The organism is Paenibacillus phocaeensis, assembly GCF_900021165.1.
Classification (GTDB): domain Bacteria; phylum Bacillota; class Bacilli; order Paenibacillales; family Paenibacillaceae; genus Fontibacillus; species Fontibacillus phocaensis.
On sequence record NZ_FCOQ01000021.1, the window covers coordinates 35,890 to 48,956 of the forward strand.

Sequence of the window (13,067 nt, forward strand, 5' to 3'; positions counted from 1 at the left end):
GTTATTCCTCCCAGCGTCCCAGAATGCCGCAGGGGAGGTTAAGCCCCGAGCGGGTGATCGGCAGTCCCAGCTCGCCGGCGGAGATTCGTCCGCCGTAACGCTTCTTCACGGTCATCGACAAAATGTTGTTCAGTACGGTCGGGGAGATGCCGGTCGTATAGGAATTGATCAGGAAGAAGAGCGGCTTGTCCGACAGAATCGACAAACAGGACTCTACAAACGGGTAGAGGCTGGTCTCCAGCTTCCACATCTCTCCTCCAGGGCCGCGCCCATAGGACGGCGGGTCCATGATGATCGCATCATAGCGATTGCCGCGGCGCTGCTCGCGCTGCACGAATTTGAACACGTCATCCGTGATGAACCGCACGGGGCGGTCGGCCAGTCCGGAAAGCGCCAGGTTCTCCTTGGCCCACTGAACCATTCCCTTGGCGGCATCGACGTGAACGACCGAAGCGCCGGCCGAAGCTGCGGCCACCGTGGCGCCGCCGGTATAGGCGAACAGGTTCAGCACCTGAACGGGCCGGCCGGCCGCGGCGATCTTGTCCATCATCCAGCGCCAGTTGGCCGCTTGCTCCGGAAACAATCCGGTATGCTTGAAATTGGTCGGGCGAATATAAAATTTCAACCGGTCATAGGAAATCGTCCAACGGTCGGGAAGCTGCTTCTTCATTTCCCACTGTCCGCCGCCGGAGGAGCTGCGATGGTAATGGCCGTGGACCTCGCGCCACTTGCGATCCTCATCGGCAATCGGCCAGATGATCTGCGGGTCGGGGCGGCGCAGAACGACGTCTCCCCAGCGCTCCAGCTTCTCCCCGTTTCCGGTATCGAGAACTTCATAATCTTGCCAATCATTTGCTACGTACATGCGTTGATCCTTCCTTCCGCCGCCTCATGCGGCCAGCCCACTTGGGCATTTCCATTAGTTCTGTTGATTCGGTAGTTATTGTACCTTATTTTTCTATCCGCATGCCACCTTCTTGGCGAAAACTTCTTCAATTCCCTTTGAAATTGTGATAGTCTTTTCAGCAAAACCCCAAGCCTTTGAGCTGTAAGACAGATAGGAGAGAGATTCGGAAATGTTACGCCGTTTTTTTTCGTATTACCGACCTTATAAACATTTGTTTATTCTCGATTTCGGCTGTGCCGTGGTGGCGGGTCTGCTGGAGCTCGGCTTCCCGATCGCCGTCAACCAGTTCGTGGACAAGCTGCTGCCGGGCCGCGACTGGCCGCTGATCATCTGGGCTTCCGCTGCGCTGCTTGGCGTATATCTCCTCAACACGGTGCTGAACTATATCGTGACGTACTGGGGCCATATGCTGGGGGTCAACATCGAAACGAATATGCGCAAAAAAATGTTCGATCACCTGCAGAAGCTGTCGTTCCGATTCTTCGACAACCATAAAACCGGGCACCTGATGTCGCGGATCTCCAACGACCTCGACAATATCGGCGAGGTGGCGCACCATGGGCCCGAGGATGTCTTTATCGCCGGAATGACCTTGATCGGCTCGTTCCTGCTGATGCTCGCGATTAACTGGAAACTGGCGGTGCTGACGTTCCTTGTCGTGCCGGTGCTGGTCTGGACGGCGCTTTATTTCAACGGGAAAATGACCAAGACCTACCGGGGGCTGTTCTCCGCGCTCGCGGATTTCAATTCCCGGGTGGAGGAGAACATCGGCGGGATCCGCGTGGTGCAGGCCTTTGCAAACGAACCGCATGAGAAGAAGCTGTTCGAGGAGAACAATAACGCCTATCGAGGCACGAAGCTGTGGGCTTACAAAATTATGGCCGGCAGCCTGTCGATCAATTACATGCTGATGCGCCTGGTCTCATTGTTTGTGATGGTTTGCGGAACCTGGTTCGTGATCCGCGGCGAATTGACTTACGGGGAATTCATCGGCTTCCTGCTGCTGGCCAACGTGTTTATTCGTCCGATCGAGAAGATAAATGCGATCATTGAAAGCTACCCGAAAGGGATTGCCGGGTTCAAACGGTATCTCGAGATTATCGATACCGAGCCTGACGTCGCCGATGCTCCGAATGCCGTGGAGGCTGGGAAGCTGCACGGCGATATCGATTTCGACCGAATCTCCTTCGGGTATGAGGGCTCATCCCGCGTGCTCGAAGACGTCAGCCTGAAGATTCGGGCAGGAGAGACGGTCGCCTTTGTCGGGCCGTCGGGGGCCGGCAAAACGACGTTATGCAGCTTGCTCCCGCGATTCTACGACGTGGACGGCGGACGGATTACGATCGACGGGCGGGATATCCGCAGCTTGACCCTTTCGTCGCTGCGGCGCAATATCGGGATCGTCCAGCAGGACGTCTATCTCTTCTCCGGCACGATTCGAGAGAACATCGCCTACGGCAGGCTGGAGGCTACGGAAGCGGAGATCTGGGAAGCGGCGCGGCGCGCGCAGCTGGAAGAGTTTATCCGCTCGCAGCCGGAAGGGCTGGAGACGGTGATTGGAGAGCGCGGTGTCAAGCTGTCCGGCGGGCAGAAGCAACGGTTGGCGATCGCAAGGATGTTCCTGAAGAATCCTCCGATCCTGATCCTGGATGAAGCGACATCGGCGCTGGATACCGAAACCGAGCTGGCGATCCAGCAATCGCTGGCCGAGCTGTCCGTCGGACGGACAACGCTCGTGATCGCCCATCGGCTGGCCACGATCAAAAACGCCGACCGGATCGTCGTGGTGACGGAAGAAGGCATTGCGGAGCAGGGGCGACACCAGGAACTGATCTCTGCCGGAGGCCACTATAGCCGGTTGCATCAGGCCCAGTTCGGACACTTGCATGCCTGATCCGACAAAAACCGCAGGACTCCTTGGCAGAGGAGCCTGCGGTTTTTCATTTTCGAGCCGTTTTATCGCAGATACGCGTAATAGTCCTGGGAACGGCAAATCCGAAATCCAGCCTGTTCATATAACTTCCTGGCTTGAGGGTTGCTTAGCGCCACTTCGAGCCAAATGTCGGATCCTTCCTTCTTCTCCCGGTCGATGACTTGCCGCAAAGCGGAGCCGCCAATACCTTGTCCCCGGTGTGAGGTGGAGACGACAAAGCCGTAAATCCAAGCCTCTCCATCCAGGCGGGAGACACGGATTTTACCCACAGCTTCCCCTTCATGGAGAATCAGCTCAGTCTGGTTGATGATCTCTTCGTTTAACGTCTCGAAATAGTCCTGGGTTTCCTCCGCAGTGAGACCAAATCCCTCCTGGTCGAGACGGGTGAGCAGAGGGCGATCCATCTCATTGGCTTGGCGGAGCGTGACGGGTACGAGATGCGGTGGCGGTGTGCTCGCCGAATCCGTCTCCCCGGCGTATCTCATCTGATATTCGCTGAAGTCGAAGCGGCAGGGGAATTTCGCCAGAAATGGCTTGGCCGTCTCCGAGTTGCCGGGAGCATTCAGGAGAATCGTCGAATACGCAATGACGGAAGACGAATGGAGCCCGCGCCGCAGGAGCGAGGTGAAAATGCCTTGTCTGCGATAATCCGGGTGAACCATGCCGCAGACTTCCAGTGTGCTTCCGAATGGATACAGGCCCAAGAAGGCAATCAATTTTCCGTCCCGGAACTCCACCAAATCCACAGTATGTTCTTCCATCCGGGAGTGGAGCGTGTCCCAATTCAGTTTCAAAGCGATTCCGTCGTGCTGTTCGACGAGGCGCTGAAGGGCTTCCACATCTGCCCAAGTCCATGTAATATTTATGACGGCTCACCATCCTTTCTCTAGTATTCTAGCCGATCGGCTGAGAATTGGCACGAGAAATCAGCGCCGCTCCGCGCTTGACAAACCGCAGAGACAGGCGTAGCTTGAAATTACTGCAAACTTACATATTTTCGGAGGTACGTGTGATGAACATCATTGAGATGAACCAGGTGACCTGGTTGAGAGAAGGGAAGCCAGTATTGAACGGCATCGATTGGGCGGTCCGGGAGGGGGAGCACTGGGCATTGCTCGGTTTGAACGGTTCCGGCAAAACGACGCTTCTTAACATGCTTAGCGGATATCTCTGGCCAACCTCCGGCGAGATTCGTGTGCTGGGAAACCGGTTTGGGGAAGTGGATTTGCGAGAGCTGCGCAAAACGATCGGATGGGTCAGCTCTTCCATGCAATCCAAGCTTCATGGGGAGCAAAAAGCTGAAGATCTCGTGGTAAGCGGCAAGTTCGCCTCTATCGGACTTTACGAGAAGCCCGATTCGGCAGATTATGACCGGGCAGCCGCTTTAATGGAGCAGCTGCGCTGCAGTCATCTCTATGGCCGCAGCTACCAGACCTGTTCCCAGGGCGAGCAGCAGAAGCTGCTCATCGCCCGGGCGCTGATGGCTTCGCCCAAGCTGCTGATTCTGGATGAGGCGACAAACGGGCTGGATTTCATCTCCCGCGAAGGCCTGCTGGCAAGCATCGCGCAGTTGGCTGCCGAACCTGATACGCCGCACATGCTGTACGTGACCCATCATACGGAGGAGATTCTCCCGATATTCAATCACACGCTCCTGCTCCGCAGAGGCGAGGTATATTCGCAGGGAAAGACGTCGGAGGTTCTGAACGAATCCGGGTTGTCCGACTTCTTCGAAACCCCGGTTGCCTTGCGGTGGAACCAGGAACGGGCCTGGCTGTCCACGAAATAGGACTTGCTCTTACCCCGCCGAGCTTCTCTCGGCGGGTTTGGTTCGTTTGGATCCCGCAGACTTGGTGCGTATCGCGCTCATCAGCCAATAAATGGTCGGGATCAGGAATTCGCCGATGTACATGAGCGGAGCATAATCTTTGGACATAAAATGATACAGCTCCGGGGGAGTTCTGACGATGACCAGGGAGAGCACAGAAACAAAAAGGATGACGGGCATCGTGAAAGGCTTATGATCCTTGACGCGAGTTAACTGGGCCAGGCAAAGGACCGCCGTAAAAACGATAAAGGCTATCTTCACAAAAATACTGGTCAGCCACAAGATGATCAAAAAGGGATCCATCGTTTCGATAAACGATCCGACCCGAATGAAACGAACCAGCTCCATGTCGGGGTAGGTCAGGTTGGCTCCCAGGTTCGGCCCGAACGTCAGCAGAACCGGAATGAGATGCAACAGGATAAAGAGAAGCGAAATCCCGGTTGACCAGATGAGGGTCCGATAAACCTTTTTCGGAGATTTCAAATAAGGGAACAGCAGAAACAGGAAAGCCATTTCCCCAAATACGGCTGTAGTTTCATAGATGCCTATCCACATATCATTCAACGACAAGTGGGTGTACAAGGCGCTGAACATATCCGTCTCCATCTCCTGAAACCCGATAAACGGAATGAAGAAGAAGGCGACGGCAAAGACGAGGAAGAAGCCTTCCGCAGTTCGGAAAATCGTCGAGATGCCGCAGCGCACGGCGTACGCTACGCATACCCCGAAAATGGCCACAACGGCCCAGCCTGGCGTCCCATTCAAATATTCCGACAGGAGAAAGTCGGTAAGTTCTCTTAGGTCGAGGGCCGCCAGGAAGAGATGGGTCAATAAAATATAGAGCATGAACAAGAGATGCAGGGGCCGCCCCACCAGTTTGCTCCCATACTGTACGAGGAACTCGTCAGGACGGGAACTTCCGACCTTGTAAGCCGGGTAGACAAGCAGCAAGCCGAGCAACCCGCCCAGCAGGACAGCGACGGGGGCGGAATATTTGCTGCCCCCGATCAGCATCCCCGAATAGAAAGCAATCACAGTTGTGAAGATTTGCAAGCTGTAAAGTGTGAAGATTTGGTTTGAGGTTATATTCTTGAGCATGCTCTCCGCCTCCTGGCGACCGGAATCTTAGGATTAACCCAGCAATGTCTCGCGTAAATAGCGAAACATCATAAGGAGATTCCATCGGTCCTTCAGTTTAAATAGCACTTCAGAGATAACGAATAGACAGATTGATACGATCAAAACAGTGACACGGGTGTTAAGCTTGATCCCTTCCTTCTTCTGCATGAACCAGTCTGACAGCATGATCAGTACAAACAGGATTCCTAACCAAACCACGCTTATCCCTCACTATCGATTGGTTTCTTGAACCACTGAACGGTAAACGCCGCCCGCACGGTTCAGCTTAATATCCACGCTAACTTCAATCGGAAGCTCCTTGGCATAGAAATTCTTCCATTGCTCTTTCATTGAATGCCAGATTTTAGGATATCTCCAATCCAGATATTGGCTTAATAAGAAGGCGTCGGAACGGGTTTGGCGCGTCTTCGCCAAGACTTCAAGAAATTGCTCCTCGACCGCTTTATCAAGGAGTTTCTCCAACTGATCAATAACATCAGGGTTCTTCAAATCCATGTGTGAAAACGAAGCTTCCACACTTGCCTTGGCGCTGCTCTTGATCCGAAACGAGAGGTTCCCGCCGTGCACGATGGGATCAATGCTCGTCTTGATCCCCTCGATGAGAAAGCTCATTTCTTTCTCATCGGTCGGAGAGGAGATCGTGATCGTCGTGCTTCTAAGCTGGGAGCTGATCCAGAGCGCGATCCGATGTTCGTGAGAGGACAGCTCCGTCTTCGCCATTCTGCCGCCGCTGAATATCGCAGCCCCTCCGGACCCCATCCAACGATCCTTCTGGGGATTCTCCTGCGCCACACCCGGCAGGTCTCCGAAGCTAAGAAGAGGAATCAGAATATCTCCGCCTTGGTACAGTGCCAGCTTATAATCCTTGATCGTGGTGTCCAGGGTAAAGTGATTGTTGACGTATTTGCGCAAAATATCGCTAAGAATTCGTTCGAACACCATCGGCGATCGCGTAACTTCTATTACATTATTTGGAGTTATGAACAGACTTGCGCTGAGCCGAAACGAAGGCTGGCGGAAGACGAATTCGACGACTTTGTCCAGGCCTTGTTCTGCTTGTCTTCGGCCAACCAAGATAATGCGGGTTTGACCAAACGAAATGTTGCGGGACAGGTCAACCTGAATCAGGCTTAACGCCTTGCTCAGGTTCTCCGCTCGTCTGGTCACGAAACTGAACGGATCCCCTTGGGGTTGCCCCGTTCCTCCAGCCTCGCCCGGTATCATGCGGTTTGGCAGCGGGATTCCGAGCGTCAACTCCGTTTGCCCGTCCTCCGTCAGATCAATCAGCACGGTGTTTACAAATGCGCGGTTATTTAATTCCTGGGCAGACCAGCACCCGCCAACGCCGATGAAGAGCAGGAATACCAGCGTTGCCGTTACGATAGTACGTTGTATTCGTCTTCTCATCACTCCAGTTCACCTTTCTCCTTAACCCAAGCGCGCGGGTTGTCAGATTGGCGGACCTCGTTGTTCGTGAGCTGCACGGGTCGCTTGTGCATTTTCCACCAGGGCGCTCGAAGGAGCGTATCGCCCAAATCCTCAGTAACGAGCGGGGCAATTGGAGACAAATAAGGAACTCCAAAGGACCTCATGTTGACCAGATGAATATAAATCAAAATCATCCCGCAGGTTACACCGTACAATCCGAACATGGAGGCCAGGATCATAATCGGAAAACGCAGCAGCCGAAAAGCTAGTCCCAAATCGAAATGGGGGATAATGAAGGAAGCGATCCCCGTTAAGGATACGATAATGACCATCGCCGCCGAGACGATTCCCGCCTGGACTGCCGCAGTGCCGATGATCAAAGCTCCGATAATAGAGACGGCTTGCCCGATGGATTTTGGAATTCGGATCGAGGCCTCGCGGAGCGCCTCAAAAGCTAACTCCATGGCAAATGCCTCCCATAACGCCGGAAAGGGGACGATTTCCCGAGAGGCTGCGATAGTAATAAGCAACTGGGACGGAATCATTTCCGGGTGAAACGTCGTCACGGCAATATAAATCGATGGAAGGGTTAAGGAAGCAAATACGAAAAAATAACGGATCCAGCGTATCCAGTTCGCCGCGACATAACGTTGATAATAATCCTCAGCCGATTGCAGCAGCATAGGCAGCGTCACCGGGGCAATCAACACGATCGGCGAGCCGTCTACAAAAACGGCGATTCTTCCTTCCAGCAGCGCCGCACAAACAACATCAGGACGTTCCGTATATTGGAGCTGCGGAAAAGGCGAGTAAGGGTTATCCTCGATCACCTCTTCCAAATAAGCGGAGCCGAGCACTCCATCCATGTCAACATAAGATAAACGCCGCTTCATTTCCTTCAGGAGTTCCGGTTTGCATACGCCTTCGACATAAGCCAGAACGACGCTGGTATGCGTCTCCCGGCCTTTGTTGACGGCCGGCGTCTTGAGCTGAGGGCTTTTGATTCGGCGGCGAATCATGGTCATGTTCTTCTCCAAATCCTCGATAAACGCTTCTCTTGATCCGCGAATAACGGATTCGTTCGGAGCTTCATCGATTCCGCGCGTAGGGTACGCCGAAATGGAGAATGTCATCATCCGCGAATCCCCGTCGATCAACAGCAGTGCCCCGGCGTTCAGTACGGCCTGAACCCCTTGATCCAGATCCTCAATGACCGTGGCTTGGGAGACGCTCAGCGCCTCATCCTCGAACAAAAATTCATAGATATCCTTGTCCTTCAACTGCGCGCTTTCCCGCTGTAAGCTTCGGACGATGAATTGCTGGGCCGAATCCTGAGCAATCATGCCGCGAACGTAGACTAATACGCAGCGCTGACCGGTGCTGATCGTAAACTCCCGGTAGATGATGTCTGAGCTGTCCATCAGCTCCTGCTTCAGCCAATTAAATCGTACCGACAAACTTGGGTCTGCAGCGGGAGCGGATGATTCCGGTTTGCTCTTGGAGCTTGAAGGGTTCTTTCTTGGTTTGTCCCCTCCGGAGAGCTTCCGGCGTTGCAGCTTTCTGATGAAAGGCATGGAACCTCCTCCTTCCTGAACCGACTCTTCCCGGTTAAGATGCACGGCGAACAGGAAATTTATTCTTGTGTCGGGCTTGGAGTAGACCCTATGAAAATCCGAAACGGGATTATTTTCGGAGCAAGTTGGTAATAAAGGGTAACGACATCAGAGATGACCAGACAAGTGGGGATGAGTTGCTATGCCAAGAATGATGTTTCGAAATTATCACAACAAACGCAGCCCCTTCCGAAAGAACACAGGCTTGCACGAAGGAGCCTCCACCGCAAGCGAAATTGGCGGCAGCCTTCATGAATCAATTGCCCGGATCGTTCGCATTCTGGAGGCCCCGGACGATTTGGTTACCCGGTTTATCAGCGGGAAAGACGGAGTTCCAATGTGCGCGATTCTATGCATTGCGGGATTATCGGATTTAAATATGATTAACGAGCAGATTGTTCCCTCCCTGCAGCGGGCGTTTTCGGTGGTCGAACCAACCCAGAAGATGTCCGGGCAGGAGATGTTTGAAATGTTGGATCAGCATTTTCTATCGGTCCAAAAATATAAAACTACCCAATCGCTGGATGATATTCTCGTATCCATATTGTCGGGGGATACCGCATTGTTTATCGAGGGGTTGGACCGGGTCCTGCTGATCGGCAGCAAGAAATGGACGGGGCGAAGCGTGGAGGAGCCTCAGACCGAAGCTTTGGTGCGCGGACCGCGGGAAGGGTTTAACGAAAGTATTGAAACGAACCTCATCCTCCTGCGGCGGGCAATTCGCGATCCCAAGCTACGATTTGATCCTTACCGAATAGGGGAACGGAGCAAAAAAGAGCTGGTTATCGCTTATATCGATAACATCGTACATCCGGATCTCCTCCAAGAGGTGAAGCGGAGGGTGGAGACGATCGATATTGACGATGTCCCGGAGAGCGGAACGATCGAACAGATGATTCAGGACAGCTTCCTCTCTCCGTTCCCTCTGATTCTGCATACGGAACGGCCGGATAAGGCGGCCTCCGCGATCCTGCAGGGCAAGGTCGTAATTTTGCTCGACGGAACTCCGTTTTCCCTGATTATGCCCACGACGTTTGTATCCCTGGTGCAATCCCCGGAGGATTATTACGAACGCTGGCTGATCGGAACCTTGATTCGCGTCCTGCGGTATTCGGCGGTCGTCATTTCCTTGACGTTCCCATCGATTTATATCGCTCTCGTCTCCTTCCATCAGGGGATGATTCCTTCCAAACTTGCTTTCTCGATCGCGGCTTCCCGGGAGGGGGTTCCGTTCCCGGCGGTTGTTGAGGCTTTTTTAATGGAGTTAACGCTGGAGCTGCTCCGTGAAGCCGGCGTGCGCTTGCCGAAGCCCATTGGGCAAACCATCGGGATTGTGGGAGGGCTGGTAATTGGCGAAGCCGCCGTACAAGCGGGGATCGTCAGTCCCATTATGGTCATTGTGGTGGCGGTAACGGCCGTTTCCTCCTTCGCCATCCCTTCCTACAGTGCGGGCATCGCCTTTCGCATTTTGCGCTTTCTTACGATGATCGCAGCTTCGATGTTTGGCCTTTACGGGATCATTCTCGCCATGATCATGATCTGCATTCACTTGTCGAGGCTGCAGAGCTTCGGGGTTCCTTATTTAACGCCGTTATCCCCCGGTTTCTATCGCGATTGGCGGGATATGATCATCCGTGCCCCCTCTACGATGCTGACGAAACGGCCGCAATTTATGCAAACCAAAGACGACTCCAGAATGGGAAATAAGGGGGGAGGCCCATGAAGTCCTTTGAGTATGGGGATCGGGAAGTAGGCACCTATGAGGTTTTCGCCTCCGTTGCGAATATGGTCATCGGTTTTGGCGTCCTAATGTTGCCGCGCACCATCGTAGAAACGACGCGATCGGTCGACGGGTGGATTTCGATCCTGATTGGCGGATGGGTCGCCCTGATGTTTACTTGGATCGTTGCCAAGCTCATCTCCCGTTTCCCCAAACGGAATCTGTACGATATCGCCAGCGCGGTCATCGGAAAGCCCGCGGCCGTGCTCTTTACGTTGCTATTTGCCGGTTATATGTTGACCTTTGTCGCCTATGAAACCCGAGGGGTGGCGAGCATCTCGCGAATCTATCTGTTCGACCGAACTCCGGTGGAAGTCATCTGCCTGGTATTCCTGCTGGTGCTCATTTATGGCGTAGCCGGACCCAGCGTGGCGTTATTCCGGTTAAATACCTTGTTCTTGCCGATTGTGATCCTGCTGTTGTTCATCTTGTTCCTCATGAATATCAGCCTGTTTAAGTTCAATAACCTCATGCCGTTTTTTGTAACCGATTGGCGGAGTGTGGTTGTGGCTTCCAAGGAGTCGGCCTTTTCATTTATCGGGTTTGAGATTTTATTGTTCTATAATGCGGTGATCAATCAGCCGAAGAAGGTCGCCAAAGCCTCGATGTTTGGCATATTGATTCCGCTCGTGCTTTACGTGCTGACTTTTATATTCACCGTGGGTGTTTTCGGCCTGGAGGTGACGGGCAGCATGCTTTATCCTACAGCGGAGCTAGCCAAGCAGGTGCAGGTTCCCGGCGGTTTTTTCGAAAGGTTTGAGTCGATCTTTTTTTCGGTATGGGTACTCACCTTGTTCAACACGGCGTCGATGGCCTATGACGTAGCTTTACAGGCGTTGGAGGCTGTATTTAAAAAAGCCAAGCGGATAACGCTGGCGTTTTGGTTAGGACCTCTCATTTTCCTGGTCGTGATGCAGCCGCAAAATTTGATCGAAATCCAACAATTCGGGGAATGGATCAGCTATGCCGGGATCGGTCTAGGGATGATTCTTCCGACGATGCTGTTGTTATTGTCCATCTTGCGGGGGGTGAAAGGACGTGCGTAGGGTTTGCTGCGGCGGGTTCATCGCACTCGCCCTGGCCGTATTGATCACCGGTTGCTGGGACCGGGTTGAGATTGAAGAAAGAGGGTTCGTGGTGGGGGCCGGGATTGACCTCGCCAAGGAAGAAGAGGCAGAGAGAGGTCAGTTTCTGCTCACGTTTCAGTTTGTCGTTCCGGGCGGATTACAGGCCAAAGAAGGCGGAAGCCAAAGCGGGAGCAAAAACACCGCCTTCTTTAACTTGTCGGCCTCGGCCAATACGATGTTTACGGCGGCTCGGGACATGTCATACCTGACAAGCCGCAGCCCTTACTTGCAGCATATGCGCCTGATCCTGATCTCCGAGGAACTGGCCGCCAGCGGCGAGCTTTCGACGGCCCTGGACTTGTTTCTCCGTGACCATGAAATGCGAAGATCTACGAAGATCATGGTGACCGAAGGGGAGACGCGCGCGCTATTGGAGACGAATCCGAAGAACGAGAAGCTGCCGGTCATGTATTTTGAATCTACGTCGCTAAATCCGACCAAGAGCTCAAGGATCTATCCGCCCACCAGCATCGGGGATGTTCAAGGCTATATGCTCACGAAAAGCAGCTTCGCGCTTCCGAAAATCCGTAAAGTCAAGGATGAAGTATCGGTTTCGGGCGCAGCTTTGTTTGACGGCGATCAGAAGCTGAGAGGATTGTTAAATGATGATGAAACCTCAGGGCTGAACATCTTGCGGGGGACGGCGCAGGACGGGGTGCTGGAGCTTCATGTAAATGATCATTTTCTGGCTTACGAAATCAAAGGGTTGCGTCGCAGCATTCAAGCGGATGTATCCGATCCGGAGCAGATCCGATTTATCCTCCGCCTTGAGATGGAAGGGAACGTTGGAGAATCCCAGGAACGCATCGATTTGCTTGCTCCGGATGAGCTCGCGGAAATCGAGGAAGCGACGGCAGAGCAATTAACCCGTCTGACTACACGAACGATCCGCAAGGTACAGCAGGAATACGGCGTGGATGTTATCGGTTTAGGGGACGATCTGAAACGCAGGCATCCTGCGGTCTGGGAGAAGATCAAAGACGATTGGGAACAGGGCGAACGGTATTATACCCGCTGCGACATCCGGGTGGAGGTTCGAACCAAGGTTCGCATAGTGGGATCTACGGTGGAAACAACGGATTAGAGGAGGAATGAACCGATGTGGGATGTGTTGCTGGACCGGCTTCCCACCGCAAGAACATGGATCTGTGCAGGGGTAGCGGCCGTGATTCCGTGGATCGTTTATTCGATCCACCAGGCTTTGCACCGTTACGGAGATCCGCCGTGGAAACGGAAGGCGGAGTAAAAGGGTCTTTTGACCCGGGTAATTGAACTGGATCGGCGGCTTCCCTCTCTTCAAAACACGCCTTT

The 13,067-nt window shown here is 53.6% G+C and carries 11 protein-coding genes; 6 read left to right on the forward strand and 5 right to left on the reverse strand.

Translation table 11 applies throughout. From position 1 onward, the window contains the following. Window position 1: 1 nt before the first annotated feature. Entirely contained in the window at window positions 2-865 is an 864-nt protein-coding gene (locus BN3795_RS14750) for a class I SAM-dependent methyltransferase (RefSeq protein WP_068785450.1), read from the reverse strand. Window positions 866-1,076: 211 nt separating this feature from the next. On the opposite strand from BN3795_RS14750, the gene BN3795_RS14755 reads away from it, so the two are divergent. Next, window positions 1,077-2,801 (forward strand): ABC transporter ATP-binding protein, encoded by a 1,725-nt coding sequence (locus BN3795_RS14755; RefSeq protein ID WP_068785451.1) that lies wholly within the window; start codon window positions 1,077-1,079, stop codon window positions 2,799-2,801. A gap of 62 nt (window positions 2,802-2,863) precedes the next feature. On the opposite strand, the gene BN3795_RS14760 is transcribed toward BN3795_RS14755, so the two are convergent. Continuing rightward, the gene (locus BN3795_RS14760) at window positions 2,864-3,679 is read right to left on the reverse strand and encodes a GNAT family N-acetyltransferase (RefSeq protein WP_068785452.1); all 816 of its coding nucleotides are present in this window, start codon (window positions 3,677-3,679) and stop codon (window positions 2,864-2,866) included. Between the two features lie 173 nt (window positions 3,680-3,852). Here BN3795_RS14760 and BN3795_RS14765 point away from each other — a divergent pair, with 173 nt between their 5' ends. Beyond that, window positions 3,853-4,629, forward strand: a complete 777-nt coding sequence (locus BN3795_RS14765; protein ID WP_068785453.1) for an ABC transporter ATP-binding protein — start codon at window positions 3,853-3,855, stop codon at window positions 4,627-4,629. Between the two features lie 9 nt (window positions 4,630-4,638). Here the strand turns inward: BN3795_RS14765 and BN3795_RS14770 are convergent, their stop codons facing one another. The 3 genes from BN3795_RS14770 to BN3795_RS14785 all read right to left on the reverse strand — a co-directional run bounded on the left by BN3795_RS14770 (window position 4,639) and on the right by BN3795_RS14785 (window position 8,810). Beyond that, window positions 4,639-5,766, reverse strand: coding sequence for a GerAB/ArcD/ProY family transporter (locus BN3795_RS14770; protein ID WP_068785454.1), 1,128 nt, complete (start codon window positions 5,764-5,766; stop codon window positions 4,639-4,641). Between the two features lie 252 nt (window positions 5,767-6,018). Beyond that, entirely contained in the window at window positions 6,019-7,215 is a 1,197-nt protein-coding gene (locus tag BN3795_RS14780; RefSeq protein ID WP_068785456.1) for a Ger(x)C family spore germination protein, read from the reverse strand. Further along, window positions 7,215-8,810, reverse strand: a complete 1,596-nt coding sequence (locus BN3795_RS14785; protein ID WP_068785457.1) for a spore germination protein — start codon at window positions 8,808-8,810, stop codon at window positions 7,215-7,217. The genes BN3795_RS14780 and BN3795_RS14785 overlap by 1 nt, the downstream gene beginning before the upstream one ends. A gap of 181 nt (window positions 8,811-8,991) precedes the next feature. On the opposite strand from BN3795_RS14785, the gene BN3795_RS14790 reads away from it, so the two are divergent. From BN3795_RS14790 to BN3795_RS25585, 4 genes are read left to right on the forward strand one after another with little or no spacing between them, the layout of a single operon-like run. Continuing rightward, window positions 8,992-10,572 carry a spore germination protein gene (locus BN3795_RS14790; protein ID WP_232729938.1) on the forward strand — a complete coding sequence of 527 codons (1,581 nt, stop codon included), beginning with the start codon at window positions 8,992-8,994 and terminating at the stop codon, window positions 10,570-10,572. Beyond that, a complete protein-coding gene (locus BN3795_RS14795; protein ID WP_068785458.1) occupies window positions 10,569-11,675 on the forward strand; it encodes a GerAB/ArcD/ProY family transporter in 1,107 nt (368 codons plus the stop codon). Before BN3795_RS14790 ends, BN3795_RS14795 begins: the two co-directional genes overlap by 4 nt. Continuing rightward, window positions 11,668-12,840 (forward strand): Ger(x)C family spore germination protein, encoded by a 1,173-nt coding sequence (locus BN3795_RS14800; RefSeq protein ID WP_068785459.1) that lies wholly within the window; start codon window positions 11,668-11,670, stop codon window positions 12,838-12,840. Before BN3795_RS14795 ends, BN3795_RS14800 begins: the two co-directional genes overlap by 8 nt. 15 nt (window positions 12,841-12,855) lie before the next feature. Beyond that, a complete protein-coding gene (locus BN3795_RS25585) occupies window positions 12,856-13,002 on the forward strand; it encodes a hypothetical protein (protein WP_198524725.1) in 147 nt (48 codons plus the stop codon). Window positions 13,003-13,067 lie beyond the last annotated feature (65 nt).

What these genes read in the sequence shown, in the direction of transcription:
- BN3795_RS14755 (WP_068785451.1), top strand. Translation starts at nt 1,077, where the DNA reads ATGTTACGCCGTTTTTTTTCGTATTACCGACCTTATAAACATTTGTTT.
- BN3795_RS14790 (WP_232729938.1), top strand. Translation starts at nt 8,992, where the DNA reads ATGCCAAGAATGATGTTTCGAAATTATCACAACAAACGCAGCCCCTTC.
- BN3795_RS14780 (WP_068785456.1), bottom strand. Translation starts at nt 7,215, where the DNA reads ATGAGAAGACGAATACAACGTACTATCGTAACGGCAACGCTGGTATTC.
- BN3795_RS14750 (WP_068785450.1), bottom strand. Translation starts at nt 865, where the DNA reads ATGTACGTAGCAAATGATTGGCAAGATTATGAAGTTCTCGATACCGGA.
- BN3795_RS14765 (WP_068785453.1), top strand. Translation starts at nt 3,853, where the DNA reads ATGAACATCATTGAGATGAACCAGGTGACCTGGTTGAGAGAAGGGAAG.
- BN3795_RS14795 (WP_068785458.1), top strand. Translation starts at nt 10,569, where the DNA reads ATGAAGTCCTTTGAGTATGGGGATCGGGAAGTAGGCACCTATGAGGTT.
- BN3795_RS14785 (WP_068785457.1), bottom strand. Translation starts at nt 8,810, where the DNA reads ATGCCTTTCATCAGAAAGCTGCAACGCCGGAAGCTCTCCGGAGGGGAC.
- BN3795_RS14770 (WP_068785454.1), bottom strand. Translation starts at nt 5,766, where the DNA reads ATGCTCAAGAATATAACCTCAAACCAAATCTTCACACTTTACAGCTTG.
- BN3795_RS25585 (WP_198524725.1), top strand. Translation starts at nt 12,856, where the DNA reads ATGTGGGATGTGTTGCTGGACCGGCTTCCCACCGCAAGAACATGGATC.